The organism is Pseudomonas sp. 7SR1, assembly GCF_900156465.1.
Classification (GTDB): Bacteria; Pseudomonadota; Gammaproteobacteria; order Pseudomonadales; family Pseudomonadaceae; genus Aquipseudomonas.
In genome coordinates this window covers 559,482-584,937 of sequence record NZ_LT707064.1, presented here as the reverse complement: position 1 = coordinate 584,937, position 25,456 = coordinate 559,482, and the positions used below count along the sequence as shown (strand labels likewise).

29 protein-coding genes are annotated in these 25,456 nt (G+C 61.7%); 16 read left to right on the top strand and 13 right to left on the bottom strand.

Going from position 1 to position 25,456, the window contains the following annotated elements; genetic code table 11:
* Nucleotides 1-98: 98 nt before the first annotated feature.
* The 6 genes from pmbA to BW992_RS02840 all read left to right on the top strand — a co-directional run bounded on the left by pmbA (nucleotide 99) and on the right by BW992_RS02840 (nucleotide 5,396).
* Complete coding sequence (gene pmbA, locus BW992_RS02865; protein WP_072388404.1) at nucleotides 99-1,445, top strand: metalloprotease PmbA; 1,347 nt, start codon at nucleotides 99-101, stop codon at nucleotides 1,443-1,445.
* Between the two features lie 182 nt (nucleotides 1,446-1,627).
* Nucleotides 1,628-2,023: a FagA protein gene (locus BW992_RS02860; RefSeq protein WP_072388402.1), complete on the top strand. Its 396-nt coding sequence runs from the start codon at nucleotides 1,628-1,630 to the stop codon at nucleotides 2,021-2,023.
* Nucleotides 2,016-3,392, top strand: a complete 1,377-nt coding sequence (locus BW992_RS02855) for a class II fumarate hydratase (RefSeq protein WP_076405556.1) — start codon at nucleotides 2,016-2,018, stop codon at nucleotides 3,390-3,392. Before BW992_RS02860 ends, BW992_RS02855 begins: the two co-directional genes overlap by 8 nt.
* Before the next feature lie 27 nt (nucleotides 3,393-3,419).
* Nucleotides 3,420-3,860, top strand: coding sequence for a hypothetical protein (locus tag BW992_RS02850; protein ID WP_072388399.1), 441 nt, complete (start codon nucleotides 3,420-3,422; stop codon nucleotides 3,858-3,860).
* Nucleotides 3,861-3,862: 2 nt separating this feature from the next.
* A complete protein-coding gene (locus BW992_RS02845) occupies nucleotides 3,863-4,486 on the top strand; it encodes a superoxide dismutase (protein ID WP_072388397.1) in 624 nt (207 codons plus the stop codon).
* Nucleotides 4,487-4,505: 19 nt separating this feature from the next.
* Nucleotides 4,506-5,396 (top strand): ZIP family metal transporter, encoded by an 891-nt coding sequence (locus tag BW992_RS02840; RefSeq protein WP_076405553.1) that lies wholly within the window; start codon nucleotides 4,506-4,508, stop codon nucleotides 5,394-5,396.
* Nucleotides 5,397-5,625: 229 nt separating this feature from the next.
* On the opposite strand, the gene BW992_RS02835 is transcribed toward BW992_RS02840, so the two are convergent.
* The 10 genes from BW992_RS02835 to BW992_RS02790 all read right to left on the bottom strand — a co-directional run bounded on the left by BW992_RS02835 (nucleotide 5,626) and on the right by BW992_RS02790 (nucleotide 12,623).
* On the bottom strand, nucleotides 5,626-5,901 hold the full coding sequence (locus BW992_RS02835; RefSeq protein ID WP_072388393.1) for an HPr family phosphocarrier protein: 276 nt from the start codon (nucleotides 5,899-5,901) through the stop codon (nucleotides 5,626-5,628).
* A 15-nt stretch (nucleotides 5,902-5,916) separates the two neighbouring features.
* A complete protein-coding gene (rapZ, locus tag BW992_RS02830) occupies nucleotides 5,917-6,774 on the bottom strand; it encodes an RNase adapter RapZ (protein WP_072388391.1) in 858 nt (285 codons plus the stop codon).
* Nucleotides 6,775-6,776: 2 nt separating this feature from the next.
* Nucleotides 6,777-7,241, bottom strand: a complete 465-nt coding sequence (gene ptsN / locus BW992_RS02825) for a PTS IIA-like nitrogen regulatory protein PtsN (RefSeq protein ID WP_072388389.1) — start codon at nucleotides 7,239-7,241, stop codon at nucleotides 6,777-6,779.
* 12 nt (nucleotides 7,242-7,253) lie between these two features.
* Nucleotides 7,254-7,562: a ribosome hibernation-promoting factor, HPF/YfiA family gene (gene hpf / locus BW992_RS02820; RefSeq protein ID WP_072388387.1), complete on the bottom strand. Its 309-nt coding sequence runs from the start codon at nucleotides 7,560-7,562 to the stop codon at nucleotides 7,254-7,256.
* A 76-nt stretch (nucleotides 7,563-7,638) separates the two neighbouring features.
* Nucleotides 7,639-9,135 (bottom strand): RNA polymerase factor sigma-54, encoded by a 1,497-nt coding sequence (locus BW992_RS02815; RefSeq protein ID WP_072388385.1) that lies wholly within the window; start codon nucleotides 9,133-9,135, stop codon nucleotides 7,639-7,641.
* 155 nt (nucleotides 9,136-9,290) lie between these two features.
* Nucleotides 9,291-10,016 carry an LPS export ABC transporter ATP-binding protein gene (gene lptB / locus BW992_RS02810; protein WP_072388383.1) on the bottom strand — a complete coding sequence of 242 codons (726 nt, stop codon included), beginning with the start codon at nucleotides 10,014-10,016 and terminating at the stop codon, nucleotides 9,291-9,293.
* Nucleotides 10,016-10,561, bottom strand: a complete 546-nt coding sequence (gene lptA, locus BW992_RS02805) for a lipopolysaccharide transport periplasmic protein LptA (protein WP_072388381.1) — start codon at nucleotides 10,559-10,561, stop codon at nucleotides 10,016-10,018. Before lptA ends, lptB begins: the two co-directional genes overlap by 1 nt.
* Nucleotides 10,548-11,117, bottom strand: a complete 570-nt coding sequence (gene lptC / locus BW992_RS02800) for an LPS export ABC transporter periplasmic protein LptC (protein WP_072388379.1) — start codon at nucleotides 11,115-11,117, stop codon at nucleotides 10,548-10,550. The genes lptA and lptC overlap by 14 nt, the downstream gene beginning before the upstream one ends.
* Before the next feature lie 7 nt (nucleotides 11,118-11,124).
* Nucleotides 11,125-11,649 (bottom strand): KdsC family phosphatase, encoded by a 525-nt coding sequence (locus tag BW992_RS02795; protein WP_072388377.1) that lies wholly within the window; start codon nucleotides 11,647-11,649, stop codon nucleotides 11,125-11,127.
* Nucleotides 11,649-12,623, bottom strand: coding sequence for a KpsF/GutQ family sugar-phosphate isomerase (locus tag BW992_RS02790; protein WP_072388375.1), 975 nt, complete (start codon nucleotides 12,621-12,623; stop codon nucleotides 11,649-11,651). The genes BW992_RS02795 and BW992_RS02790 overlap by 1 nt, the downstream gene beginning before the upstream one ends.
* Nucleotides 12,624-12,899: 276 nt before the next feature.
* On the opposite strand from BW992_RS02790, the gene BW992_RS02785 reads away from it, so the two are divergent.
* The 10 genes from BW992_RS02785 (at nucleotide 12,900) to hisC (ending at nucleotide 21,004) form a co-directional block, all read left to right on the top strand.
* Nucleotides 12,900-13,709, top strand: a complete 810-nt coding sequence (locus tag BW992_RS02785; RefSeq protein ID WP_072388373.1) for an ATP-binding cassette domain-containing protein — start codon at nucleotides 12,900-12,902, stop codon at nucleotides 13,707-13,709.
* Complete coding sequence (mlaE, locus tag BW992_RS02780) at nucleotides 13,709-14,506, top strand: lipid asymmetry maintenance ABC transporter permease subunit MlaE (RefSeq protein ID WP_072388371.1); 798 nt, start codon at nucleotides 13,709-13,711, stop codon at nucleotides 14,504-14,506. Before BW992_RS02785 ends, mlaE begins: the two co-directional genes overlap by 1 nt.
* Nucleotides 14,506-14,973 carry an outer membrane lipid asymmetry maintenance protein MlaD gene (gene mlaD, locus BW992_RS02775; RefSeq protein WP_072388369.1) on the top strand — a complete coding sequence of 156 codons (468 nt, stop codon included), beginning with the start codon at nucleotides 14,506-14,508 and terminating at the stop codon, nucleotides 14,971-14,973. The genes mlaE and mlaD overlap by 1 nt, the downstream gene beginning before the upstream one ends.
* Nucleotides 14,974-14,983: 10 nt before the next feature.
* Nucleotides 14,984-15,637 carry an MlaC/ttg2D family ABC transporter substrate-binding protein gene (locus tag BW992_RS02770; protein WP_072388367.1) on the top strand — a complete coding sequence of 218 codons (654 nt, stop codon included), beginning with the start codon at nucleotides 14,984-14,986 and terminating at the stop codon, nucleotides 15,635-15,637.
* Between the two features lie 8 nt (nucleotides 15,638-15,645).
* Nucleotides 15,646-15,951 (top strand): STAS domain-containing protein, encoded by a 306-nt coding sequence (locus BW992_RS02765; protein ID WP_072388751.1) that lies wholly within the window; start codon nucleotides 15,646-15,648, stop codon nucleotides 15,949-15,951.
* Nucleotides 15,952-16,066: 115 nt separating this feature from the next.
* Complete coding sequence (locus BW992_RS02760) at nucleotides 16,067-16,306, top strand: BolA family protein (protein ID WP_072388365.1); 240 nt, start codon at nucleotides 16,067-16,069, stop codon at nucleotides 16,304-16,306.
* A gap of 26 nt (nucleotides 16,307-16,332) precedes the next feature.
* On the top strand, nucleotides 16,333-17,598 hold the full coding sequence (murA, locus tag BW992_RS02755; RefSeq protein ID WP_076405551.1) for a UDP-N-acetylglucosamine 1-carboxyvinyltransferase: 1,266 nt from the start codon (nucleotides 16,333-16,335) through the stop codon (nucleotides 17,596-17,598).
* Nucleotides 17,599-17,853: 255 nt separating this feature from the next.
* On the top strand, nucleotides 17,854-18,489 hold the full coding sequence (gene hisG, locus BW992_RS02750; RefSeq protein WP_076405549.1) for an ATP phosphoribosyltransferase: 636 nt from the start codon (nucleotides 17,854-17,856) through the stop codon (nucleotides 18,487-18,489).
* Between the two features lie 122 nt (nucleotides 18,490-18,611).
* Complete coding sequence (hisD, locus tag BW992_RS02745; protein WP_072388359.1) at nucleotides 18,612-19,949, top strand: histidinol dehydrogenase; 1,338 nt, start codon at nucleotides 18,612-18,614, stop codon at nucleotides 19,947-19,949.
* Nucleotides 19,950-19,951: 2 nt separating this feature from the next.
* On the top strand, nucleotides 19,952-21,004 hold the full coding sequence (gene hisC / locus BW992_RS02740) for a histidinol-phosphate transaminase (RefSeq protein WP_072388357.1): 1,053 nt from the start codon (nucleotides 19,952-19,954) through the stop codon (nucleotides 21,002-21,004).
* A gap of 84 nt (nucleotides 21,005-21,088) precedes the next feature.
* Here the strand turns inward: hisC and BW992_RS02735 are convergent, their stop codons facing one another.
* The 3 genes from BW992_RS02735 to algW all read right to left on the bottom strand — a co-directional run bounded on the left by BW992_RS02735 (nucleotide 21,089) and on the right by algW (nucleotide 25,371).
* Nucleotides 21,089-21,808, bottom strand: coding sequence for a DUF4198 domain-containing protein (locus BW992_RS02735; RefSeq protein WP_072388354.1), 720 nt, complete (start codon nucleotides 21,806-21,808; stop codon nucleotides 21,089-21,091).
* A 13-nt stretch (nucleotides 21,809-21,821) separates the two neighbouring features.
* On the bottom strand, nucleotides 21,822-23,927 hold the full coding sequence (locus tag BW992_RS02730) for a TonB-dependent siderophore receptor (RefSeq protein ID WP_076405547.1): 2,106 nt from the start codon (nucleotides 23,925-23,927) through the stop codon (nucleotides 21,822-21,824).
* Between the two features lie 283 nt (nucleotides 23,928-24,210).
* A complete protein-coding gene (algW, locus tag BW992_RS02725) occupies nucleotides 24,211-25,371 on the bottom strand; it encodes a Do family serine endopeptidase AlgW (RefSeq protein WP_072388350.1) in 1,161 nt (386 codons plus the stop codon).
* Between the last annotated feature and the right edge of the window lie 85 nt (nucleotides 25,372-25,456).

The window sequence follows — 25,456 nt, the reverse complement described above, 5'->3', positions numbered from 1 at the left end:
CGGCCCGGTCGCTCGAAGGCCTCGGGTTTGTATGAAAAGTCGCGCAGGCACTTTTCCCGCAGGCCCCGACCGAAAGCAGAATTTGAGTGGAGAACACCATGAGTGCAGTTCAAAGCGTCGGTCCGCAAGCATTGCCGGCACTGCAGGAACAAGTCGAGCAGATCCTCGCCGAAGCCCGGCGACAGGGCGCCAGCGCCTGCGAAGTGGCTGTGTCCCTGGAGCAGGGACTGTCGACGTCGGTGCGCCAGCGGGAGGTGGAGACCGTCGAGTTCAACCGCGACCAGGGTTTCGGTATCACCTTGTACGTGGGCCAGCGCAAGGGCTCGGCCAGCACTTCGGCCAGTGGTCCTGATGCCATCCGCGAAACCGTCGCCGCGGCACTGGCGATTGCCAGGCACACGTCCGAAGACGAAGCCTCGGGTTTGGCCGATGCGGCGCTGATGTGCAAGGAACAACCTGATTTCGACCTGTTTCACGCCTGGGATATCACGCCCGAGCAGGCCATCGAACAGGCGTTGCGCTGCGAGGCGGCGGCGTTCGATGCCGACAGCCGGATCCGGAACGCCGACGGTACGACGCTCAATACCCACCAGGGCTGCCGGGTCTACGGCAACAGTCACGGATTCATTGGTGGCTACGCCTCGACCCGTCACAGCCTCAGCTGCGTGATGATTGCCGAGGCCGACGGGCAGATGCAGCGCGACTACTGGTACGACGTGAACCGTCAGGGCAACCTGCTGGCGGACCCGGTGAGCATCGGCCAGAAAGCCGCGCAGCGGGCGGCCAGCCGCCTGGGCGCGCGGCCGGTGCCGACCTGCGAAGTGCCGGTGCTGTTTGCCGCCGAACTGGCCGGTGGGCTGTTCGGCAGTTTCCTGTCGGCAGTGTCCGGCGGCAATCTGTATCGCAAGTCTTCGTTCCTCGAAGGCGCGCTGGGGCAGAAACTGTTTCCGGAATGGATGACGATCGATGAGCGGCCGCACCTGATGCGAGCCATGGGCAGTTCGGCCTTCGACGGCGATGGGCTGGCGACCTATGCCAAGCCGTTCGTGGAGAAGGGCGAGCTGGTGTCCTACATCCTGGGCACCTATTCGGGCCGTAAGCTCGGTATGCCGAGTACCGCCAATGCCGGTGGCGTGCACAACCTGTTCGTCAGCCATGGCGAAGAGGACCAGGCGGCCTTGCTGCGCCGCATGGGACGTGGGTTGCTGGTGACCGAACTGATGGGCCACGGCCTGAACATGGTGACTGGGGATTACTCCCGGGGGGCGGCGGGGTTCTGGGTCGAAAATGGCGAGATCCAGTTCCCGGTCCAGGAAGTGACCATCGCCGGCAACATGCGCGACATGTTCAAGCAGATCCTCGCCGTGGGGAACGACCTGGAACTGCGCAGCAACATCCGCACCGGTTCCGTGCTGATCGAACGGATGACGGTGGCGGGCAGCTGACCTGCCATCGCAATAAGGACGGCGCGTCATCCTAGCGGGTGACGCGCCTTTTTTTGTGTCCGCTTGACCCTATCTGGCCCAAGGACATGGGCTCCCGATGGCACAATCTGTTCCTTTCCAGACTTGTGTTGCTTCTTATTATCATCTAATAATTAATCTCATTTGCCGATTGAGCCCCGGTCATGAGTCCTGCCTTGCACGAACAGCCTTACCTTGAAAGCTGGCGCTGGATGAGTCGCCAGATCCGTTGCGCGATGAACCCGGACGAACCGCGGTTGATTGAGCATTACCTGGCTGAGGGGCGCTATCTGGCCTGTTGTACCGCCACTTCGCCATGGATGATCGGCGAAACGGCCTTTCGCTTGCTGCTCGACACCGCCTCGGATATCGCGCTGCCCTGGCACTGGCGGGCGCTCTGTCTTGACCAGGCCTGGCGGCCATTGCGCGATCTCGAACGCCAATCACTCTGCCAATGTCGCCTGAGGCGTTGGCAGAGCCATGCCTGGGCGCTGGCGACCTGTGTCCTGGCACCCTCCCTCTCTCTCAATGAACCGGTACAAGGATTTCCCGATGAGTAATACCCGTATCGAACGCGACAGCATGGGCGAGCTCCATGTCCCGGCAGATGCCCTGTACGGCGCGCAGACCCAGCGTGCCGTGGATAACTTCCCCATCAGTGACCAGCGCATGCCGGCGGCGTTCATTCGCGCACTGATCCTGGCCAAGGCCGCCGCCGCCCGGGCCAACGTGGAGCTGGGACAGATCAGCGCGGCCCAGGGCAAAGCCATCGTCGATGCGGCCCAAGGGTTGCTCGAAGGTCATTTCATGGATCACTTCCCGGTGGATATCTTCCAGACCGGCTCCGGCACCAGTTCCAACATGAACGCCAACGAAGTGATCGCCACCCTCGCCAGCCGGCTGCTGGGAGAGACGGTCAATCCTAACGACCACGTCAACTGCGGGCAGAGCAGTAACGACATCATTCCCACCTGCATTCATGTCAGCGCCGCACTGGCCTTGCATGAGCAGTTGTTGCCGGCGCTGACACATCTGGTCCAGGTGATCGAGCGCAAGGCGGTGGCGGTTCATCCGTTCATCAAGACCGGTCGCACCCACCTGATGGATGCGATGCCGGTCCGCCTGAGCCAGGTGCTGGAGGGATGGGCGCAGCAGTTGAAAGCCAATATCGGCCATCTGCAGGACCTGCTGCCAAGCCTGCAGGCCCTGGCCCAGGGGGGCACTGCGGTGGGGACCGGGGTCAATGCCCACCCTCGCTTCGCCGAGCTGTTCAGCCAGCAGCTGACCCTGCTGACCCAGGTGCAATTCACTCCTGGCAAGAACCTGTTCGCCCTGATCGGTTCCCAGGACACCGCGGTGGCGGTTTCCGGGCAACTCAAGACCACGGCGGTGTCGTTGATGAAAATCGCCAACGACTTGCGCTGGATGAATTCCGGGCCCCTGGCTGGCCTGGGCGAGATCGAACTGGAGGGCTTGCAGCCGGGCTCCTCTATCATGCCCGGCAAGGTCAACCCGGTGATTGCGGAAGCCACCGCGATGGTCGCGACCCAGGTGATCGGCAACGACACGGTGATCACCGTGGCCGGCCAGTCGGGCAACTTCGAACTGAATGTGATGTTGCCGATCATCGCTCAGAACCTGCTGAGCAGCATCGCCTTGATGGCCAATGTCAGCCGGTTGCTGGCGGACAAGGCCATTGCCACCTTCAAGGTCAACGAGGCCAGGCTCAAGGAGGCGCTGTCGCGCAACCCGATCCTGGTTACAGCATTGAACCCGATCATCGGTTACCAGAAAGCCGCGCAAATCGCCAAGACGGCTTATCAACAAGGCCGCCCGGTCATCGATGTCGCCCTGGAACACACCGACCTGTCGCGTAGCGAACTGGAGGTCTTGCTGGACCCCGAGAAGCTCACGGCGGGTGGTGTGTAATTCCGATCCCTGTGTGGAGGACTCATCATGGAGCACTGGAAACGCACGATCGAACGAGCCAATCGTCATTTCATGCTGGGCGAACTGGTGGATGCCCGCGAAGCCTACCTGCAAGCCCTGGCCCTGGCGCAGGTGCTGTATGAGCGCTGGCCTGACGCCGACGAGGCCGTGGCCGCCTGCGTCGTCTCCCACCACAACCTGGCGGACTTGCACCTGCGCCTGAACCAGCCAGAGGAGAGCGCCGAATACTTGTGCGCCATCCATCAACGGTTGCTGCAGACCCTGCAGGACGAGCGCATGCCGGCAGCGCTGCGTGCGGCCGCGATGCGCCAGAGCCACAGGACTTATGTCGAACTGCTGGGTTTCATCAGTGAGCATGGCGAGTACCCCCGCACCCAACGGTTGCTCCAAAGCAAAGACACATCACTCTTGCACCGCAATGCCCCTCTTCATTATGGAGTTCATTGAAAATGGCTTTTACCTTGCCTGCGCTGCCTTACGCCTACGATGCCCTGGAGCCGCACATCGATGCGAAAACCATGGAGATCCACTACACGAAACACCACCAGACCTATATCAATAACCTCAACGCCGCGGTGGAGGGCAGCGAGTACGCCCAATGGCCCATCGAAAAACTGCTGGCCAGCGTGGAGCAGTTGCCGCAGAACCTGCGGGCGGCGGTGATCAATCAGGGCGGTGGCCATGCCAACCATTCCCTGTTCTGGGAAGTGATGTCCCCCGAGGGTGGCGGTCAACCGGACGGTGCGCTTGGCGCAGCGATCGAGACACAGCTGGGGGGCCTGGAGCGATTCAAGGAAGCGTTCACCAAGGCTGCGTTGAGCCGCTTCGGCAGCGGCTGGGCCTGGCTGAGCGTGACCCCGCAGAAGGCCCTGGTGGTGGAAAGCAGCGCCAACCAGGACAGCCCGCTGATGAACGGCAATACGCCGATCCTGGGCCTGGACGTGTGGGAGCACGCGTACTACCTGCTGTACCAGAACCGTCGGCCGGAATACATCAACGCTTTCTACAACGTGATCAACTGGCCTGAAGTCGCCCGGCGCTATCAGGCGGCGCTGGCATCGAGTCCTTCATGAACCCCCTCCAAGGCTGACTATGGATACTCAAACACTGGCGATTGGAAGCGGACGGATGTTCCGCTATGCCTTGGGGTCATTGCTGTTGTTGACCGGGATGACGTTGCTAGCGGCCCAGGGCCTGGCGTGGCTGGACCTGGAGGCCAGGTTGCTGCGAGCCCTTCAAGGCGGCGGACTCTGTGCCTTGGGCACCGCGCTCGGGGCCGTGCCGGTGCTGGTCATCCGGCGTATGCCCCGGGCCGTGAGCGATTCGCTGCTGGGCTTCGGTGCCGGGGTGATGCTCGCTGCCACGGCGTTTTCGCTGATCGTGCCGGGCATTGCCGCAGCGGAGCAATTGGGGTTCACGCCTTGGGCCGCCAGTGGCCTTATCTGCTTTGGCATTCTGTCGGGGGCGTTCGGGCTGTACCTGGTGGACCGCAAGGTCTCGGCCAGCCCCGAGAGGCTGGTGGCAGCGCCAGGACGTCCGATCATCGCACCGCGGATCTGGTTGTTCGTGTTCGCCATCATCGCCCACAACGTTCCAGAAGGCATGGCGGTGGGCGTGTCGGCCGGGGGCGGCATGCCCGATGCCGACAGCCTGGCGATGGGCATCGCCTTGCAGGATGTCCCCGAAGGACTGGTGATCGCGCTGGTGCTGGCCACGGCGGGCATGTCGCGGGTCAAGGCGTTCCTGATTGGCGCGGCGTCTGGGCTGGTCGAGCCGGTGTTCGCGCTACTGTGCGCCTGGTTGGTCAGCCTGGCCGAGATGCTCTTGCCCCTCGGCCTGGCGTTGGCGGCAGGGGCGATGCTGCTGGTGGTGACCCACGAAGTCATTCCCGAATCCCGTCGCAATGGTCACGAGAAACTGGCGAGCCTGGGATTGTTGGTGGGGTTTTGCCTGATGATGGTGCTGGATACGGCGCTGGCGTGACAGGGGGAACCTGCGGGGCAGGTAGGTGGGGCAGGGATCAATCAGTGGTGGCCGGAATCAATCGGTGGCGAGGCGATTTATCCCCGCTGGGCTGCGAAGCAGTCCTGATATCTGTCACCGCCGAGCATCAGGTCGACTGAGCTCTTTTTGGGGCTGCTTCGCAACCCGGCGGGGCAGTGCGACGATTCGCTAAATCCACTCACCAGCGGATCCCTCACCATAGGGGGGACTATTCGCCTTCGTCGAAGTAGTTGTTGATCAGGGCAACCAGCGCATCCATCGCTTCCTGGGCCTTTTCACCTTCCGTGCTCAGATGGATCCTGGTGCCTTTGCCCGCAGCCAGCATCATCATCGCCATGATGCTCTTGCCATCGACAGTTGACTCTGGCGTGCGCCCGACCCTGATCGTGGTATCTGGAAACTTACCCGCGACACCCACGAATTTCGCTGACGCGCGGGCATGCAAACCCAATTTATTAATGATTTCAATTTCCTGAGCAGGCATCGCGATGTGAATCCTTTAGCTGAGGTCGCGGTGGCGAACCTGGACATTCTTCAGGGTGGGTTGCAGGAGACGACCCAGGCGCTCGGTCAGGTAGACGGAACGATGATGACCACCGGTGCAGCCGATGGCGATGGTCACATAGGCGCGATTGCTCGCGGCGAAGCGGGGCAGCCATTTAAGCAGGTAGGCAGAGATGTCCTGGAACATGTCCTCGACATCCGGCTGGGCGGCCAGGTAGTCGATCACCGGCTGGTCCAGCCCGGACTGCTCGCGCAGTTCCGGTTTCCAGTAGGGATTGGGCAGGCAGCGCACATCGAATACCAGGTCGGCGTCCACCGGCATGCCGCGCTTGAACCCGAACGACTCGAGCAAAAACGCCGTGCCCGGCTCGGGCTGGTTCAGCAGGCGCAGCTTGATGGTGTCATGCAACTGATACAGGTTCAGGTGCGTGGTGTTGACCTTCAGGTCCGCCAGGTCGGCGATCGGCCCCAGCAACTGGCTTTCGTCGTGGATGGCTTCGGCCAGGGAGCGACTGGCATTGCTCAGTGGGTGGCGCCGACGGGTTTCGGAAAAGCGCTTGAGCAACGTTTCTTCATCGGCGTCCAGGTACAGCACGTCGCACTGGATGTGCTTGTTGCGAACTTCCTCGAGCAGCTCAGGGAAACGCGACAGGTGGCTGGGCAGGTTGCGTGCATCGATGGAGACCGCCACCAGCGGCTGCGCCAGCTCGGTATGGATCAGGGCCCGCTCGGCCAGCTCCGGCAGCAGCCCGGCCGGCAGGTTGTCGATGCAGTAGTAGCCATTGTCTTCGAGCACGTTGAGGGCTGTGCTTTTACCGGAGCCGGAACGGCCACTGACGATGATCAGGCGCATGTTCAATGACCGTTCTGTTCGTCCAGGACAACCTGATACAAGGCTTCGTTGCTCGGTGCGCTGCGCAGTTTGTCACGCACTTCCTTGCGGTCCAGCATGCTGGCGATCTGGCGCAGCAGTTCGAGGTGCGCGTCTGTGGCGGCTTCCGGGACCAGCAGCACGAACAGCAGGTCGACTGGTGCGCCGTCGATGGCGTCGAAATCGATGGGGGCTTCAAGGTGCAACAGCGCACTGATCGGTGCGGCACAACCCTTGAGGCGGCAGTGGGGAATGGCGATGCCGTTGCCGAAACCGGTGGAACCGAGTTTCTCACGGGCAACCAGGGCCTCGAAGACGTCCTGCATTTCCAGATCCCCGACTTCACGGTGGATCAGGTTGGCAATTTGTTCGAGGGCTTTCTTTTTACTGCCACCCGGCGCGTTCACCTGGGAACGGCCGGGGGTCAGGATGGTTTCTAGTCGGATCATGGATTGGGGGGATTAACGACCGGTTGCGCCCTGGAGGAGGCTCTGGGTCTTTTCCTTATGCTTTTTGAGTTGGCGATCCAGCTTGTCGGTCAGCAGGTCAATCGCGGCATACATGTCGTCATGCGACGCGTTGGCAACGACTTCTCCGCCGGGGATATGCAGCGTGGCTTCGATTTTCTGCAGAAGCTTCTCGACCGTCATGATGACTTGCACGTTGGTGATCTTGTCGAAATGCCCTTCGAGTTTCTTGAGCTTGAGCTCGACGTACTCGCGCAGAGGCTTGGTCACTTCCAGTTGGTGTCCACTGATGTTGACTTGCATACAGCTTCTCCTTCGTTGCCAGTGCATAAAGCGGCAGGCAGAAATGCCTGCCACTGGAACGCTGTGGCGTGGCCTGTTACATCAACCGCTTGCGTTCGCTCGAAGGCGCGATCCCGAGGGATTCACGGTATTTGGCGACGGTACGGCGGGCCACCTGAATGCCTTGTGCCTCCAGTAAACCAGCGATCTTGCTGTCACTCAACGGCTTTTTCTGATTTTCCGCTGCCACCAGTTTCTTGATGATCGCGCGGATGGCCGTGGACGAGCATTCGCCGCCTTCGGAGGTGCTGACGTGGCTGGAGAAAAAGTATTTCAGTTCATAGATACCCCGTGGGGTATGCATGAATTTCTGTGTGGTCACCCGGGAAATCGTCGATTCGTGCATGCCCACCGCCTCGGCGATGTCATGCAGGACCAACGGCTTCATCGCTTCGTCGCCGTAGTCCAGGAAACCGCGCTGATGTTCGACGATCTGGGTGGCAACCTTCATCAGGGTCTCGTTGCGGCTCTGCAGGCTCTTGATGAACCAGCGCGCCTCCTGCAACTGGTTGCGCATGAAGGTGTTGTCGGCGCTGGTGTCGGCGCGCCTCACGAATCCGGCGTACTGGGCATTGACCCGCAGCTTGGGGACCGCTTCCTGGTTCAGCTCCACCAGCCAGCGATCGTTGTGCTTGCGCACGATCACGTCGGGGACTACGTATTCTGGCTCGGTAGCCTCGATCTGCGAGCCTGGACGCGGGTTCAGGCTCTGGACCAGTTCGATCACCTGGCGCAGTTCATCTTCCTTGAGTTTCATGCGCCGCATCAACTGGCTGTAGTCACGGCCGCCCAGCAAGTCGATGTAGTCGCTGACCAGTCGCTTGGCTTCGGCCAGCCAAGGGGTCTTGGCGGGCAACTGACGCAGCTGCAGCAACAGGCATTCGCCCAGGTTGCGGGCGCCGATGCCGGCCGGTTCGAACTGCTGGATGCGATGCAGAACGGCTTCGATCTCATCCAGCTCGATGTCCAGCTCGGGGTCGAAGGCCTCGAGGATTTCTTCGAGGGTCTCGTCCAGGTAACCCTGGTTGTTGATGCAGTCGATCAGGGTCACCGCGATCAGGCGATCGGTATCGGACATCGGCGCCAGGTTCAGCTGCCACAAGAGATGGCTTTGCAGGCTCTCGCCGGCGGACGTACGGGTGGTGAAGTCCCACTCGTCGTCATCGCTGCTGGGCAGGCTGCTGGCGCTGGTCTGGTAGACATCTTCCCAGGCCGTGTCCACGGGGAGGTCGTTGGGGATGCGTTCGTTCCATTCGCCATCCTCCAGGTTATCCACCGTGGGGGCGGACTCCTCCTGATAGGACGGTTCCTGGATCTCGGTACTGGTTTTCTGTTCGACGTTGTCGGCCAGTGGGTCGGAGTTATCGAAGTCGTCGCCTTCTTCCTGGCGTTCGAGCATCGGATTGGACTCCAGGGCCTCCTGGATTTCCTGTTGCAGGTCCAGGGTCGACAATTGGAGCAGGCGGATGGCCTGTTGCAGCTGCGGTGTCATCGTCAGCTGCTGGCCCATTCTCAAGACTAGCGATGGTTTCATGGCAGGGGCTTAACACCTTATTCGCCGGCGCACATGCGCCATCCACTACATGGCGCCGGAGCGCCAAACCTTAAGCAAATTATATGCCTGAAACTGAAGTGTTTGCCTAGCAATAAAATTAGCGGTGCCGGGCCAATTTGCCAGGCACCTTGTGCTTACAAGCGGAACTCATGACCCAGATACACTTCCTTGACCAGTTCGTTGGCCAGGATGGTGGTAGCGTCGCCTTCGGCGATCAGCTGCCCATCATTGACGATGTAGGCGGTTTCACAGATGTCCAGGGTCTCGCGCACGTTGTGGTCGGTGATCAGTACGCCGATCCCCTTGGCCTTGAGGTGGTGGATGATCTGTTTGATGTCGCCTACCGAAATCGGGTCCACGCCGGCGAACGGTTCGTCGAGCAGGATGAATTTCGGTGAGGTGGCCAGGGCGCGGGCGATTTCCACCCGGCGTCGTTCGCCACCGGACAGGCTCATGCCCAGGTTGTCGCGGATGTGGCTGATGTGGAATTCCTGCAACAGGCTCTCCAGCTCCTGGCGGCGGCCTGCCTTGTCGAGGTCCTTGCGGGTCTCGAGGATCGCCATGATGTTGTCGGCGACCGACAGCTTGCGGAAGATCGACGCTTCCTGCGGCAGATAGCCGATGCCGGCTTTCGCCCGACCATGCATGGGCTGGTGGCTGACGTCCAGGTCGTCGATCAGTACGCGGCCCTGATCGGCCTGGACCAGGCCGACGATCATGTAGAAGCAGGTGGTCTTTCCTGCGCCGTTGGGGCCAAGCAGGCCGACGATCTGCCCGCTATCGATGGACAGGCTGACATCACGCACGACCTGGCGGCCCTTGTAGCTCTTGGCCAGGTGCTGAGCTTTCAGAGTTGCCATTACTGGGCCTTCTGCTCGGTTTTCTTTTTCGGCTGGATGACCATGTCGATCCGTGGGCGCTGCTCGGTCACCTTGTTACCGGTGGCGCGACCCGCGCTGGCGAGTTTCTTGTTCGTGTCGTAGACGATCTTTTCGCCCTGGGTGGTGTTGCCATCCTTGTCGATGACCTTGGCTCGGTCGATCAGCACGACGCGGTCCTGGGAGGCATGGTACTGGATGGTCACGCCGTAGCCCTGGACAGGCTTGGTGTCGCCCGCGGTCTGCAGCTGTTCGAAATAGGCCAGGTTGCCCACCGAGGTCACCACGTCGATATCCCCGGACTGGGTGCGGGTGATGGTCACGGTATTGCCGGTCACCTTCATCGAACCCTGGGTAATGATCACGTCACCCTTGTAGGTGGCCACGCCATTCTTGTCGTCCAGCTGGGCGTCGTCGGCCTGGATGCGGATAGGCTGATCGCGGTCGTTGGGGAGGGACCAGGCGCTCGCGCTTCCCAGTGCTGCGCCCAGACTGAGCAAAATAGGGAGGGTTTTAGCGAGCTTCATACTGTCCTCTTACGTTCGATAGCAGGTGTATCCTGCTTTCCTTCAGATACGCTTTCATTCCAGTGCCGGTCGACACACCGCCGGCGCCGTCGATTCTAACGGGTTGCTCGGTCTGCGCATATTCTTGCTGCGGGAACACTGTCATCCGGCTGCTGGTGATGATGGTCGTACGGTTCTTCTCATCGGTGCGAGCCACGCGTACCGAATCGATGAGCTCCACTTCAGTGCCGCCGGAATTGACTTCGGCACGCTTGCTTTGCACATGCCACGGGAAATCGGTGCCACGAAACATGTTCAGGTCCGGCGTGGTCACCAGCGTGATGTCGGTGGCCTTGACGTGATCGACCTTGTCGGCCGTCATTTCGTATTGCACCTTGCCATCGGGCAGGTACTGAAGGGTGTGCGTGTTGGTCGCATACCAGTCGATCTTTTCCTCGACCTGGGCCGCAGGCTGGTCGAGGAAGCGTTCCGGGCTGATGTTCCAATAGCCCACCGCCGCGAAAATCGCCGCGATACAGCCGAACACCACGATGGTGCGAATCTTCTTGCTCAGCATAAATGGCTCACAGGTACGCGGCGTTGGCCGCTTCGAGGCGGCCCTGGGCGCGCAGGATCAGTTCACAGAATTCACGGGCCGCGCCTTCGCCGCCCCGTGCCGTGGTGACGCCGTGGGCATGCTCACGTACGAAGCTGGCCGCGTTGGCCACCGCCATGCCCAGGCCGACCCGACGGATCACCGGCAGGTCCGGCAGGTCGTCACCGAGGTAGGCCACCTGTTCATAGCTTAGGTTGAGTTGGCCCAGAAGCTCGTCCAGCACCACCAGTTTGTCCTCGCGTCCCTGGTATAGATGGGGGATGCCGAGGTTCTTCGCGCGTCGCTCGACCACCGGGGTCTTGCGGCCACTGATGATGGCGGTCTGCACGCCGGCGGCCATCAGCATCTTGATGCCTTGGCCGTCGAGCGTATTGAAGGTCTTGAATTCGCTGCCATCTTCCAGGAAGTACAGGCGGCCATCGGTGAGCACGCCGTCAACGTCGAAAACGGCGAGCTTGATATCTTTACCGCGTTGCAGCAGGTCGGTCGTCATTACATTACTCCGGCACGCAGCAGGTCGGACAGATTGAAGGCGCCGATCGGGCGGTCCTCGTCATCCACGACCACCAGTGCATTGATCCTGTGGTCTTCCATGATTTTCAAGGCTTCGGCGGCGAGCATGTCGGCGCGGGCCGTCTTGCCGTGGAGGGTCATGACCTCATCGATAGTGGCATTGCGGATGTCGATGGCGCGGTCAAGGGTGCGGCGCAGGTCGCCGTCAGTGAAGACTCCGGCGAGCTTGCCGTCGGCTTCGAGAATCACCGTCATGCCAAGCCCTTTGCGGGTCATTTCCATGAGAGCGTCCTTGAGGAGCGTACCGCGCTGGACTCGAGGCAGCTCTTCCCCGGCGTGCATCACGTTTTCGACTTTCAGCAACAGGCGACGGCCCAGGGCTCCGCCGGGATGGGAGAACGCGAAATCCTCGGCGGTGAAGCCCCTGGCCTCCAGCAAGGCCACGGCCAGGGCGTCACCCATGACCAGCGCCGCGGTGGTGGAGGAGGTCGGGGCAAGGTTCAACGGGCAGGCTTCGTGCTCGACATGCACGTTGAGGTTCACCTCGGCGGCCTTGGCCAGGGGCGAAGCCGGATTGCCGGTGATGCTGATCATCTGGATGCCAAGGCGCTTGATCAGCGGCAACAGCGTGAGGATTTCATTGGTCGAGCCCGAGTTAGACAGGGCCAGGATGACATCGTCCCGGGTGATCATGCCCATGTCGCCGTGGCTGGCCTCGGCCGGGTGGACGAAAAATGCCGTGGTGCCGGTGCTGGCCAGGGTGGCGGCGATCTTGTTGCCGATATGTCCGGACTTGCCCATGCCGACCACGACGACGCGGCCCTTGCTGGCCAGAATCATCTCGCAGGCGCGTACGAAATCAGCGTCGATATGGGGCAGCAAGCCTTGCACGGCTTCGAGCTCGAGGCGGATGGTACGTTGTGCCGATTGAATCAGGTCGCTGGATTGGCTCATGTCAGAAATCGTATAGCCCGATGAAAAGGCGGCGATTATAGCGGCAATGAACAATTCACTCACGCTAGTTCGTCACGCTTTATGCGAAGACCTCGCCAGGTTTGTCATAAACCTGGGGCTTCTACCTTAATCCACGCTTAACCGCAGGGGGGTAACCCTTGGGCGCTTGGGTGTTGCAGTGCTATAGTTCGCCGCCGATTCGAATGCCCGGCAGTACCGGCATCTGGCCGGCTGGCCAGGGCATCCGGATGTGAGGCTGCATCGCAAGGAGTTTAGATGAGTGCCGACAACGCCTACGCGGTCGAGCTGAAGGGGCTGTCCTTCAAGCGAGGGACGCGCAGCATTTTCAATGATATCGATATTCGTATCCCGCGCGGCAAGGTAACCGGCATCATGGGGCCTTCCGGGTGCGGCAAGACCACGTTGCTGCGCCTGATGGGAGCCCAGCTGCGCCCCAGTGCCGGCGAAGTCTGGGTCAATGGCCAGAATATTCCGAAGCTTTCGCGCAGCGACCTGTTCGATGCGCGCAAGCACATGGGCGTGCTGTTCCAGAGCGGCGCATTGTTCACCGATCTGGATGTGTTCGAGAACGTGGCATTCCCGCTGCGGGTCCATACCGACCTGCCGGAAGAGATGATCCGCGACATCGTGCTGCTCAAGTTGCAGGCGGTCGGGCTGCGGGGGGCCATCGATCTGATGCCGGACGAGCTGTCCGGCGGCATGAAGCGCCGTGTGGCACTGGCGCGGGCGATTGCCCTCGACCCGAAGATCCTCATGTATGACGAGCCCTTCGTCGGCCAGGACCCCATCGCCATGGGCGTGCTGGTACGGCTGATCCGCCTGCTCAACGATGCGCTGGGTATCACCAGTATCGTGGTCTCCCACGATCTGGCCGAAACCGCCAGTATCGCGGACTACATCTATGTGATCGGTGATGGCCAGGTGCTGGGGCAGGGCACGCCCCAGGAACTCAAGGCCTCGGACAACCCGCGCATTCGCCAATTCATGAAGGGTGATGCGGACGGCCCGGTGGCGTTCCATTTTCCGGCCACGGATTACCGTACCGATCTGCTGGGGAAGCGCTGATGCGCAAGAAATCGCTGATAGAAAGAATTCGCCTGTTCGGGCGCTCCGGCATCGACGTACTGGCGGTGCTGGGCCGCTCGACGCTGTTCCTGGTCCATGCCTTGTTCGGGCGCAACTCGACAGGCGGTGGTTTTGGCCTGCTGGTCAAGCAATTGCATTCGGTAGGCGTGATGTCCCTGGTGATCATCGTGGTCTCCGGGATCTTCATCGGCATGGTGCTGGCGCTGCAGGGCTTCAATATCCTGTCCAGCTATGGTTCGGAGCAGGCGGTGGGGCAGATGGTTTCCCTGACGCTGCTGCGCGAGCTCGGCCCCGTGGTCACCGCGCTGCTGTTCGCCGGGCGCGCGGGTTCGGCGCTGACGGCCGAGATCGGCAACATGAAGTCCACCGAGCAACTGTCCAGCCTGGAAATGATCGGTGTCGACCCGCTCAAGTACATTATCGCCCCACGCCTGTGGGCCGGATTCATTTCCCTGCCGGTGCTGGCGATGATCTTCAGCGTCGTCGGGATCTGGGGTGGCTCCTGGGTCGCCGTCGACTGGCTGGGGGTCTATGAAGGTTCCTACTGGTCCAATATGCAGAACAGCGTCGATTTTCTCGATGACGTGCTCAACGGCATCATCAAGAGCGCGGTGTTCGCTTTCGTGGTGACCTGGATCGCCGTGTTTCAAGGCTATGACTGTGAGCCCACGTCAGAGGGGATCAGCCGTGCCACAACCAAGACCGTGGTGTACGCCTCGCTGGCCGTCCTGGGCCTTGACTTTATTCTGACCGCCTTGATGTTTGGAGATTTCTGATGCAAAACCGCACCCTGGAAATCGGTGTCGGCCTTTTCCTGCTGGCTGGCATCCTGGCTTTGCTGCTGCTGGCCTTGCGGGTCAGTGGCCTGGCGCCGACCGCCAACACCGATACCTATAAACTCTATGCTTATTTCGACAATATCGCCGGTTTGACGGTCAGAGCCAAAGTGACCATGGCCGGTGTGACCATCGGCAAGGTCACGGCAATCGATCTGGATCGCGACACGTTCACCGGCCGGGTGACCCTGCAACTGGAGAAGCGGGTGGACAACCTGCCGACCGACTCCACTGCATCGATCCTCACTGCCGGCCTGCTGGGCGAGAAATACATCGGTATCAGCGTGGGCGGGGAAGAAACCCTGCTCAAGGACGGTGGCACCATCCACGATACGCAATCATCGTTGGTGCTTGAGGATCTTATCGGGAAATTCCTGCTCAATACCGTTAGCAAAGAAGCCAAATAAGGAGCTTTCGATGATTTCCATCCTGCGACGCACCCTGTTGGTCCTGCTGGCGGCCTTGCCGTTGATGGCCAATGCCGTGGCGGCGCCTTCGGCGCACGACATCATCCAGGACACCACGAACCGGTTGTTGGCCGACCTTTCGGCCAACAAGGAAAAATACAAGCAGGATCCTGGCGCCTTCTATGACGCGCTCAATGGCATCGTCGGTCCCGTGGTGGACGCCGACGGTATCTCCCGCAGCATCATGACCGTCAAGTACTCGCGCAAGGCGTCCCCGGAGCAGATGTCCCGCTTCCAGGAAAACTTCAAGCGCAGCCTGATGCAGTTCTATGGCAACGCGCTGCTCGAATACAACAACCAGGGCATCACCGTTTCGCCGGCCAAGGACGAAAGCGGCACCCGTACCAGCGTCGACATGCAGGTCAAGGGCAACAACGGTGCGATCTACCCGGTGTCCTATACGCTCGAGAAGCTGAACGGCGAGTGGAAGGTGCGTAACGTGATCATCAACGGCATCAATATCGGCAAGCTGTTCCGCGATCAGTTCGCCGACGCGATGCAGCGCAACGGCAACGACCTGGACAAGACCATCAACGGCTGGGCCGGTGAAGTCGCCAAGGCCAAGGAAGTGGCCGAAGAAGCCAAAGAGAAGCAGGAACAATGAACGAGACGGTGAGCGAGTCGGCCGTCCGTCTGGGCGAGGGTGGTGAATTGCTGCTCAGCGGCGTGCTGGATTACCGCACCGGCCCGGCCCTGCGCAAGCAGGGCCAGGCGCTGATCAAGTCCGCCAGCGCCACCGAACTGGTCTTCGACTGCTCGGCGGTGCACAAGTCCAGCAGCGTCGGGCTGTCCCTGCTGCTGTGCTTCATGCGGGACGCCCAGGCGGCCGGCAAGGCCTGGAGCATCCGTGGCATGCCCGATGACATGCGTGAGATCGCCCAGGTCAGCGAACTGACCGAGTTGCTGGTACATTCCTGAGACACACCCTGGAAACAAGCCCCCCGTCAGAGTCCGGCTTCGCGGGGTTCGCAGGCGCGGGGCTTTTTTGTATGATGTGCGACCCGCGCGCACTGGGCGCCGATTGAGGTTGAGCATGCAGGCTTACGAAGTGAAGCACTTTCTTGAGGGAAAGCTGCCAGGTACGCAGGTGGAAGTGGAAGGCGAAGGCTGCAACTTCCAGTTGAACGTTATCAGCGATGAACTGGCGGCGTTGACCCCGGTGAAGCGCCAGCAGAGCATCTATGCCCATTTGAACCCATGGATCGCCGATGGCAGCATCCACGCGGTCACGATGAAATTTTTCAGCAGCGCGGCCTGGGCCGATCGCACCTGAGCCCACGGGCCTCGAGATTCTTCTTAATGGATAAACTGATTATTACCGGCGGCGTTCGTCTCGATGGCGAAATCCGTATTTCCGGGGCAAAGAACTCCGCCCTGCCGATCCTGGCCGCGACCCTGCTGTGCGATGGCCCGGTGACCGTGGCCAACCTGCCGCACCTGCACGACATCACCACGATGATCGAGCTGTTCGGCCGCATGGGCATCGAGCCTGTCATCGACGAGAAGCTCAGCGTCGAGATCGATCCGCGCACCATCAAGACCCTGGTCGCCCCGTATGAGCTGGTCAAGACCATGCGGGCCTCGATCCTGGTGCTGGGCCCGATGGTCGCCCGCTTCGGCGAAGCCGAAGTCGCCCTGCCGGGTGGCTGCGCCATCGGCTCGCGTCCTGTAGACCTGCACATCCGTGGCCTGGAAGCCATGGGCGCGGTCATCGACGTCGAAGGCGGCTACATCAAGGCCAAGGCACCTGAAGGTGGCTTGCGCGGTGCGCACTTCTTCTTCGACACCGTCAGCGTGACCGGTACCGAGAACATCATGATGGCTGCCGCGCTGGCCCGTGGTCGCAGCGTGCTGCAAAACGCCGCCCGCGAGCCCGAAGTAGTGGACCTGGCGAACTTCCTGATCGCCATGGGCGCGAAGATCAGCGGTGCCGGCACCGATACCATCACCATCGATGGTGTCGAGCGCCTGCACTCGGCGACCTACAAAGTGATGCCGGACCGGATCGAAACCGGCACCTACCTGGTGGCCGCTGCGGTCACCGGTGGCCGCGTCAAGGTCAAGGACACTGATCCGACCATCCTCGAGGCCGTCCTTGAGAAGCTCAAGGAAGCCGGCGCCGAAGTCACTTGCGGCGAAGACTGGATCGAGGTGAACATGCACGGCAAGCGGCCCAGGGCTGTCAACGTGCGGACCGCTCCATACCCGGCGTTCCCGACCGACATGCAGGCGCAGTTCATCTCCCTCAACGCGATTGCCGAAGGCACGGGCGCGGTGATCGAGACGATCTTCGAGAACCGCTTCATGCACGTCTATGAACTGCACCGCATGGGCGCCAAGATCCAGGTCGAAGGCAACACCGCCATCGTGACCGGCACCGAGAAACTCAAGGGTGCACCAGTGATGGCCACCGACCTGCGGGCCTCGGCCAGCCTGGTCATCTCGGCCCTGGTCGCCGAAGGCGATACCCTGATCGATCGCATCTACCACATCGACCGTGGCTACGAATGCATCGAAGAGAAGCTGCAGATGCTGGGCGCCAAGATCCGCCGCGTGCCGGGCTAATTGGAAAGTGACTGCGGAGCGATCAGGCAAGGCGAAAACAGGCGAGGAACGGCCGGGCGCGCGCCCGACTTGACTGGTTGTCAATGAGCATCCGAGCCTGTTTTCAACGCAGTATGATCGTCGCGCAGGCACTTTGCGTGGGCACAAGGATGTGTCCGTTGATTTCGTTTCAGGTCGAGGGTGTTTGCACCCTCGATGTGTGTCCGGCGCCGCTTGCGACCGGGCATGAGTACCTTGATAAGGACTGACGTTTCCATGTTGACCATCGCACTGTCCAAGGGCCGCATCCTTGACGACACCTTGCCGCTTCTGGCTGAAGCGGGCATCGTGCCGACCGAGAATCCGGACAAGAGCCGCAAGCTGATCATCCCCACGACCCAGGCCGACGTGCGCTTGCTGATCGTGCGTGCCACCGACGTGCCGACCTATGTGGAGCATGGCGCCGCCGACCTGGGGGTCGCCGGCAAGGACGTGCTGATGGAATACGGTGGCCAGGGCCTCTACGAACCCCTTGACCTGCGAATCGCCCGCTGCAAGCTGATGACCGCCGGCAAGGTCGGCGCACCAGAGCCCAAGGGGCGCCTGCGGGTGGCGACCAAGTTCGTCAACATTGCCAAGCGTTATTACGCCGAGCAGGGCCGTCAGGTCGATATCATCAAACTGTACGGTTCGATGGAGCTGGCGCCGCTGATCGGTCTGGCGGACAAGATCATCGACGTGGTCGACACCGGCAACACCTTGCGGGCCAACGGCCTGGAGCCCCAGGATTTCATCGCGGACATCACCTCTCGGCTGATCGTCAACAAGGCATCGATGAAAATGCAGCACGCCCGTATCCAGGCCTTGATCGATACCCTGCGCAAGGCAGTGGAATCGCGACACCGCGACTGATTCACCCGCGCGGCCTCGGTCGCGCCCGTCTATCCGCGTCATAGCCAATTTTCTCAGGTGCCCACGCGAATGGACTGGTAGCTTAGGGCGCCTGAGCATTTGCCATTTATGAGGCCCTCGCTATGACCGCTCCCACCTCGATTCGCCGACTCAACGCTGCCGACCCGGATTTTGCGCATCATCTGGATCATCTGCTGAGCTGGGAAAGTGTGTCTGACGACTCGGTCAATCAGCGGGTGCTGGATATCATCAAGGCCGTTCGCGAGCGTGGCGATGCTGCCCTGGTGGAATTCACCCAGGCATTCGATGGCCTGCAAGCGGCGTCCATGGCCGACCTGATCCTGCCGCGCGAGCGCCTGGAACTGGCCCTGACCCGCATCACCGTGCCCCAGCGCGAAGCCCTGGAAAAGGCTGCTTCCCGGGTGCGCAGCTATCACGAGCGGCAAAAACAGGACTCCTGGAGCTACACCGAGGCCGATGGTACGGTGCTGGGCCAGAAAGTCACGCCGCTGGACCGCGCCGGCCTGTACGTGCCGGGAGGCAAGGCGTCCTACCCGTCTTCGGTATTGATGAACGCCATTCCGGCCAAGGTCGCCGGCGTCGCCGAAGTGGTGATGGTCGTGCCGACCCCGCGGGGTGAAATCAATGAACTGGTGCTGGCCGCCGCCTGTATCGCCGGGGTGGACCGCGTGTTCACCATTGGCGGCGCCCAGGCCGTGGCCGCCCTGGCCTATGGCACCGAAAGCGTGCCGAGGGTCGACAAGGTGGTCGGGCCGGGCAACATCTACGTGGCCACCGCCAAGCGTCATGTGTTCGGCCAGGTCGGCATCGACATGATCGCCGGTCCTTCGGAGATCCTGGTGGTATGTGACGGCCAGACCGATCCGGACTGGATCGCCATGGACCTGTTCTCCCAGGCCGAGCACGATGAAGACGCCCAGGCGATCCTGGTCAGCCCGGATGCCGAATTCCTCGACAGGGTCGCCGCCAGCATCGACAAGCTACTGCCGACCATGGACCGCGCCGAGATCATCAATACGTCGATCAACGGCCGTGGTGCGCTGATCAAGGTCAGTGACATGGAGCAGGCCATCGAGGTCGCCAACCGCATCGCGCCGGAGCACCTTGAGCTGTCGGTCGCCGATCCGCAGGCCTGGCTGCCGCAGATCCGTCACGCCGGGGCGATCTTCATGGGACGCCACACCAGCGAGGCGCTGGGCGACTATTGCGCCGGTCCCAATCACGTATTGCCCACCTCCGGCACGGCGCGTTTCTCGTCGCCGCTGGGGGTATACGACTTCCAGAAACGTTCGTCGATCATCTTCTGCTCCGAGCAGGGGGCGTCCGAACTGGGCAAGACCGCTTCCGTGCTGGCCCGTGGCGAATCCCTGAGCGCCCACGCCCGCAGTGCCGAATATCGCATCCTTGACGAGCCTTCCATTGACGGGCAGGGGAACTGAACATGAGTAAATTCTGGAGCCCGTTCGTCAAGGACCTGGTCCCCTACGTCCCGGGCGAGCAGCCGAAGCTGACCCGTCTGGTCAAGCTCAACACCAACGAAAACCCTTACGGCCCGTCGCCCAAGGCCCTGGCGGCGATGCAGTCCGAACTGAACGACAGCCTGCGCCTGTACCCGGATCCCAACAGCGACCTGCTCAAAGGCGCCGTGGCCCGATACTACGGCGTGCAGACCAACCAGGTATTCCTGGGCAACGGTTCGGACGAAGTGCTGGCGCACATTTTCCATGGCCTGCTGCAGCACGACCTGCCGCTGCTGTTCCCGGACATCAGCTACAGCTTCTACCCGGTGTATTGCGGGTTGTATGGCATTCGGTTCGAGGCCGTGCCTCTGGATGAGCAGTTCCGGATCGACCCGGCCGACTATGCCAGGCCGAATGGCGGGATCATCTTCCCCAACCCGAATGCGCCGACCGGCTGCCTGCTGGCGCTGGAGGCGGTCGAGGGGATTCTCCAGGCCAACCCGGGGTCGGTGGTGGTGGTCGACGAAGCCTATATCGATTTCGGCGGCCAGACGGCCATCAGCCTGGTGGGTCGTTACCCGAACCTGCTGGTCACCCAGACACTGTCCAAGTCTCGCTCGCTGGCCGGGCTGCGGGTGGGCCTGGCGGTGGGTCACCCTGACCTGATCGAAGCGCTGGAACGGATCAAGAACAGCTTCAACTCCTACCCCATCGATCGCCTGGCGAACGTCGGCGGCGCGGCGGCGTTCGACGACCGGGAGTACTTCGACCGGACCTGTCGGCTGGTCATCGAGCATCGGGAGTGGGTGGTGGCGCAACTGCAGGGCAAGGGGTTCGAAGTCCTGCCTTCGGCCGCCAACTTCATCTTCGCTCGCCACCCACGGCACGATGCGGCGGGGCTGGCGGCGAAACTGCGGGAACAGGGCGTGATCGTGCGGCACTTCAAGCAGGAACGCATTGCCCAGTTCCTGCGGATCAGCATCGGCACGCCGGAACAGAACCAGGCGCTGGTGGAAGCCCTCGGCGAACTCTGAAGCCTGGCGCTGAACCTGTGGGAGCGAACCTGTTCGCGATGACTCAGTCAGTCGGCATCCATGCGACTGACTGTGCCCGGCGTGTTAATCGTGATGCGGCTCGCCGACGAAGGTCAGTGAGGTGAATACGCCTCGGGTGGCCACGTCCTTGTTGTCCTTGAGGGCCATTTCCATCTGCGCGGCGATCACATTCAACCCTTCATTGCGCACCACGACGTTGGCCCGGCCATCGGCATCGGTTTCAGCCGAGACGGTGTCCGGCGCGCTGCGATAGTCCCCCACCAGCTTCACGCCTGCCGCCGGCTTGCCGTCCAGCAGTACCTGGACCGGCAACGACTGGCCCGGCCCTACGGTCAGCGGGTCGACTTGCGGGCGAATCACGAACTTTATCTCGTCGAGCTTTGGCAGCCTGGCCCCGGGTTCGTAGATCGCCAGGCTGTATTTGAACGTGTGGGTCGACTCGATTGCCCCTGGCACCTTGCTGCGGCCTTCGTTGATCCACTTCTTGTCGGCGGTCTGGGACCACATGCCGTTATCCAGCGCCACTGCCAGCACGGCGGGCGGCTTGAGTGGTTGCAGGCGGGCGTGGTCCGGGAGGCGTTCCACGGTCACCGGAATCATCTTGCCGCCCAGGTCATAGGCCCAGGCACCGCTGACTTTCTGCGCCTTGAACGCATTATCTTCGGCACCGTGACCATAGATCACTTCGATGTTGCCACGCCGCTGTTCGGTCCACAGGCCATGGGCCGAGGCTTGAGTCGCCAGGAGCAAGCCGAGAAGGGCGACTGTCTTGGGGCATTTCATGGGTTTTTCCTTTTTATAGATCAAGGGTGAGATTGACGGTGACATTGCGCGGGTCGCCGGGGGTGACCCAGTAATTGCTGTAGGAGCGTTCGTAGTATTTTTCGTCGAGGACGTTATTCAGGTTCAGGCCCAGGGTGACGTTGTCGCTGGCCTTGTAATGCGCCAGCAGGTCCACGGTGTGGTACGCCGGCAATTCGAAATCGCTGCCGGCCTGTCCGGAACGATCCCCAACGTAGGTCAGCGCCGCGCCGACATCCGAACCACGCAGGCGGCCGTCCTGGAATTCATATACCCCCAACAGGCTGCCGCTGTGCTTGGCAACGCCCAGGATCCGGCTGCCCGTGGGAATGGCCTTGTCCCCCTGGGTCACTTGCGCATCGATGTAGGCGAAGGCGCCGATCACCCGTACGGCATCGGTCACCTGTCCGGTCACCTGCAGATCCAGCCCCTGGCTGCGGGCCTTGCCCATGGCCCGGTTGGTGTCGGTAGCCGGGTCCAGTGCGAGGACGTTTTCCTTCTCTATATGGAATGCCGCCAGGGTGCTGCTCAGGCGATCGTCGAAGAGCTCGCTCTTGATTCCGATTTCGTAGCCCACGCCTTCTTCCGGATCGAAGGACTTGCCGGTGGCATCCAGGCCGTTGTTGGGCTTGAACGAGGTGGATGCGTTGGCGAACAGCCCGACTTCGGGCGTCAGCTGATACAGCAGGCCGGCGCGTTGCGTCAGGGCCTCGTGACGTTGGCGGTCGGTGGCGTTGCGGGTGTGATCGTCGATGCTCTGTTCGAAGTGCTCGTAACGTACGCCCAGCATGCCTCGCAGCTTGTCGGTGAAGACGATCTGGTCCTGAAGGTTCAGCGCACGGCTTTGCACATGCTCGAAGAAGTCCGTGCCGGTACGCAGGCCGTCGGGTTTTGGCTGGCCGTAGATCGGCTGATAGATGTCGATGGGGTAGTGACCGCCAGTGATGGTGGTCACGCGCTCGTTCTTGCGGTAGTCCTCATATTCACTGCCGATCAACAGTTCGTGCTGCCAGGGACCGAGGTCGAACAGGCCGCGCAGTTCCAGCTGGGTGATGCTGTCATGCCAATCGTTGTCCCGCTCGCGGTAACGACGGTTGACAGTACGCCCGTCGGCGTTCAACGGGCGCGCTTCGGAGGCGAACCCCCAGAGTTCGCCCTGCTTGTAATGGCTGGCCAGGCGCAGTTGCCAGGCGTCGTTGAGCTGATGTTCGAGCGCGGCCTGGAGCATGTTGTTGTGGTTGTCGATGTCGCCATCGTCGGGTTCGCCCAGGAACGTGGAACGGGAAACTCCGCTCCAGCGGTTGTTCGGGGCGACGATGCCGCGGTCGAACGTCGAGCTGTGGCGCACGATTTCGCTTTCCAGCAACAGCCGCGTATCTGGGTTCAGCTGCCAGCTGATGGAAGGCGCGACGAAAACACGCTGGCTGTCGACGTGGTCGCGAAAGCTGTGGTTGTCTTCCACCGCCAGATTGACTCGCGACAACAGGTTGCCTTCGGCATCCAGGGGCGTGTTGACGTCCAGGGCCGTGCGGTAGCGATCCCAACTGCCGGCGCTTGTCTGAAGGGTGGTAAAGGCATCGGGCTGGGGTTTTTTGGTGACGATGTTCACCGTGCCACCCGGATCGCCTCGGCCGTACAGGCTGGCGGCCGGGCCTTTGAGCACCTCGATGCGTTCGATGTTGGCCGTATCCGGCGTGCTCGGATAGCCGCGGTTGGCGCTGAAGCCGTCCTTGTAGAATTCCGACGTCGTGAACCCGCGCACGCTGTACTCGTATAGCGTCAACCCGCCGAAATTGTTCTGTTTCGATACCCCACCAGCGAACTCCAGTGCCCGTTCAACCTCAGTGCTGCCCAGATCCTTGAGTACGCTGGCGGGGATCACACTGATCGATTGCGGGATATCCCTCAGGGCCGTGTCGGTCTTGGTCGCACTGGCAGAGCGGGTCGCTCGATAGCCGGCCACGGGCCCGGTGGGGGATTCGTAATCGGATCTCACGCTGATGGCGTCCAGTTCCACCGGTTGCACTTCTTCGGCGAAGGCCGGGTCGCCCAGCAGACCCAGGGCCAGGCTGGCGAAGGAGAGCCGTTTCAAGGATGGCATGTTATATTGTTCCAAATTTATAATTGAAACAATATAACACTACTAATGAGAATTTCTGCTATCTGTATTTCAAGTGAAATCTGGAGAGGATCACAGTGGAAGTGCCGGTAGGATTTCTAGTGGCGAGGGGATTTATCCCCGTTCGGCTGCGCAGCAGCCGTAGACCAGCCGGTACGGTTCATCTGATGGACCGCGGTGTCTGATTACGGGTTGCTGCGCAACCCGGCGGGATAAATCCCCTCGCCACAGGGTTGTGTCAGGCCAACGAGGATGCGCCCCTCAGTTACTGCTCTTCCTTGGGCACCACCGGTGCCGGTGGTGGCCGCAGGCCGATCTCGGCGGTGAGCTTGAGCTCCTTGCCGTTGCGCATCACCTGGATGGCGACTTTGTCGGTAGGCTTGATGCGTGCCACCTGGTTCATCGAGCGACGGCCATCGCCGGCCGGCTCGCCGTCGATACTCAGGATCACGTCGCCCAGTTGCAGGCCGGCCTTCTGCGCCGGTCCGTCGCGGAAGATTCCCGCCACCACGATGCCTGGCCGCCCGGACAGGCCGAAGGACTCGGCCAGCTCCTGGGTCAGCGGCTGTACTTCGATACCCAGCCAGCCGCGAATGACCTGGCCGTGTTCGATGATGGATTTCATCACCTCCATCGCCAGCTTCACCGGAATGGCGAAGCCGATGCCCTGGCTGCCGCCGGACTTGGAGAAGATCGCCGTATTGATCCCGGTGAGGTTGCCGTTGGCATCCACCAACGCGCCACCGGAGTTGCCGGGGTTGATCGCGGCATCGGTCTGGATGAAGTCTTCGTAGTTGTTGAGCCCCAACTGGTTGCGACCGGTGGCGCTGATGATGCCCATGGTCACGGTCTGGCCGACACCGAACGGGTTGCCGATGGCCAGGGCGACGTCGCCGATGCGGATGCTGTCCGAGCGGCCGATGGTGATGGCCGGCAGGTTCTTCAGGTCGATCTTCAACACCGCCAGGTCGGTTTCCGGGTCGCTGCCGATCACCCGTGCCAGGGTTTCACGGCCATCCTTCAGGGCGACCACGATCTGGTCGGCGCCGCTGGTGACGTGGTTGTTGGTCAGGATATAGCCTTCCGGACTCATGATGACGCCCGAACCCAGGCTCGACTCCATGCGCTTCTGCTTGGGCGAGTTGTCGCCGAAGAAACGCCGGAACTGCGGGTCTTCGAACAGCGGATGGCTGGGTTTGTTGACGACCTTGGTGGTATAGAGGTTGACCACGGCTGGCGCGGCGGTGGTCACGGCATCGGCATAGGACACCGGGCCCTGCTGCAGGGCCTTGGTTTGCGGCGCCTGCTGCAGGTTGACGTCAAGACTTGGCAGGCCGACCCATTCCGGGTAGCGCTGGATAATCAGTAGAGCGACAAGCACGCCAGCCAACAGCGGCCAGCCGGAAAAACGCAGCGCCTTGAGCATTAAGCACGTCCTACGAAGGTTGCGGGCGGGATAAGACCGCCCATAATGTCGCGCATTATACGAGGCCGCGCGTGCCTCTGAACGG

What these genes read in the sequence shown, in the direction of transcription:
- pmbA (WP_072388404.1), top strand. Translation starts at nt 99, where the DNA reads ATGAGTGCAGTTCAAAGCGTCGGTCCGCAAGCATTGCCGGCACTGCAG.
- BW992_RS02860 (WP_072388402.1), top strand. Translation starts at nt 1,628, where the DNA reads ATGAGTCCTGCCTTGCACGAACAGCCTTACCTTGAAAGCTGGCGCTGG.
- BW992_RS02855 (WP_076405556.1), top strand. Translation starts at nt 2,016, where the DNA reads ATGAGTAATACCCGTATCGAACGCGACAGCATGGGCGAGCTCCATGTC.
- BW992_RS02850 (WP_072388399.1), top strand. Translation starts at nt 3,420, where the DNA reads ATGGAGCACTGGAAACGCACGATCGAACGAGCCAATCGTCATTTCATG.
- BW992_RS02845 (WP_072388397.1), top strand. Translation starts at nt 3,863, where the DNA reads ATGGCTTTTACCTTGCCTGCGCTGCCTTACGCCTACGATGCCCTGGAG.
- BW992_RS02840 (WP_076405553.1), top strand. Translation starts at nt 4,506, where the DNA reads ATGGATACTCAAACACTGGCGATTGGAAGCGGACGGATGTTCCGCTAT.
- BW992_RS02835 (WP_072388393.1), bottom strand. Translation starts at nt 5,901, where the DNA reads ATGCCTGCTCAGGAAATTGAAATCATTAATAAATTGGGTTTGCATGCC.
- rapZ (WP_072388391.1), bottom strand. Translation starts at nt 6,774, where the DNA reads ATGCGCCTGATCATCGTCAGTGGCCGTTCCGGCTCCGGTAAAAGCACA.
- ptsN (WP_072388389.1), bottom strand. Translation starts at nt 7,241, where the DNA reads ATGATCCGACTAGAAACCATCCTGACCCCCGGCCGTTCCCAGGTGAAC.
- hpf (WP_072388387.1), bottom strand. Translation starts at nt 7,562, where the DNA reads ATGCAAGTCAACATCAGTGGACACCAACTGGAAGTGACCAAGCCTCTG.
- BW992_RS02815 (WP_072388385.1), bottom strand. Translation starts at nt 9,135, where the DNA reads ATGAAACCATCGCTAGTCTTGAGAATGGGCCAGCAGCTGACGATGACA.
- lptB (WP_072388383.1), bottom strand. Translation starts at nt 10,016, where the DNA reads ATGGCAACTCTGAAAGCTCAGCACCTGGCCAAGAGCTACAAGGGCCGC.
- lptA (WP_072388381.1), bottom strand. Translation starts at nt 10,561, where the DNA reads ATGAAGCTCGCTAAAACCCTCCCTATTTTGCTCAGTCTGGGCGCAGCA.
- lptC (WP_072388379.1), bottom strand. Translation starts at nt 11,117, where the DNA reads ATGCTGAGCAAGAAGATTCGCACCATCGTGGTGTTCGGCTGTATCGCG.
- BW992_RS02795 (WP_072388377.1), bottom strand. Translation starts at nt 11,649, where the DNA reads ATGACGACCGACCTGCTGCAACGCGGTAAAGATATCAAGCTCGCCGTT.
- BW992_RS02790 (WP_072388375.1), bottom strand. Translation starts at nt 12,623, where the DNA reads ATGAGCCAATCCAGCGACCTGATTCAATCGGCACAACGTACCATCCGC.
- BW992_RS02785 (WP_072388373.1), top strand. Translation starts at nt 12,900, where the DNA reads ATGAGTGCCGACAACGCCTACGCGGTCGAGCTGAAGGGGCTGTCCTTC.
- mlaE (WP_072388371.1), top strand. Translation starts at nt 13,709, where the DNA reads ATGCGCAAGAAATCGCTGATAGAAAGAATTCGCCTGTTCGGGCGCTCC.
- mlaD (WP_072388369.1), top strand. Translation starts at nt 14,506, where the DNA reads ATGCAAAACCGCACCCTGGAAATCGGTGTCGGCCTTTTCCTGCTGGCT.
- BW992_RS02770 (WP_072388367.1), top strand. Translation starts at nt 14,984, where the DNA reads ATGATTTCCATCCTGCGACGCACCCTGTTGGTCCTGCTGGCGGCCTTG.
- BW992_RS02760 (WP_072388365.1), top strand. Translation starts at nt 16,067, where the DNA reads ATGCAGGCTTACGAAGTGAAGCACTTTCTTGAGGGAAAGCTGCCAGGT.
- murA (WP_076405551.1), top strand. Translation starts at nt 16,333, where the DNA reads ATGGATAAACTGATTATTACCGGCGGCGTTCGTCTCGATGGCGAAATC.
- hisG (WP_076405549.1), top strand. Translation starts at nt 17,854, where the DNA reads ATGTTGACCATCGCACTGTCCAAGGGCCGCATCCTTGACGACACCTTG.
- hisD (WP_072388359.1), top strand. Translation starts at nt 18,612, where the DNA reads ATGACCGCTCCCACCTCGATTCGCCGACTCAACGCTGCCGACCCGGAT.
- hisC (WP_072388357.1), top strand. Translation starts at nt 19,952, where the DNA reads ATGAGTAAATTCTGGAGCCCGTTCGTCAAGGACCTGGTCCCCTACGTC.
- BW992_RS02735 (WP_072388354.1), bottom strand. Translation starts at nt 21,808, where the DNA reads ATGAAATGCCCCAAGACAGTCGCCCTTCTCGGCTTGCTCCTGGCGACT.
- BW992_RS02730 (WP_076405547.1), bottom strand. Translation starts at nt 23,927, where the DNA reads ATGCCATCCTTGAAACGGCTCTCCTTCGCCAGCCTGGCCCTGGGTCTG.
- algW (WP_072388350.1), bottom strand. Translation starts at nt 25,371, where the DNA reads ATGCTCAAGGCGCTGCGTTTTTCCGGCTGGCCGCTGTTGGCTGGCGTG.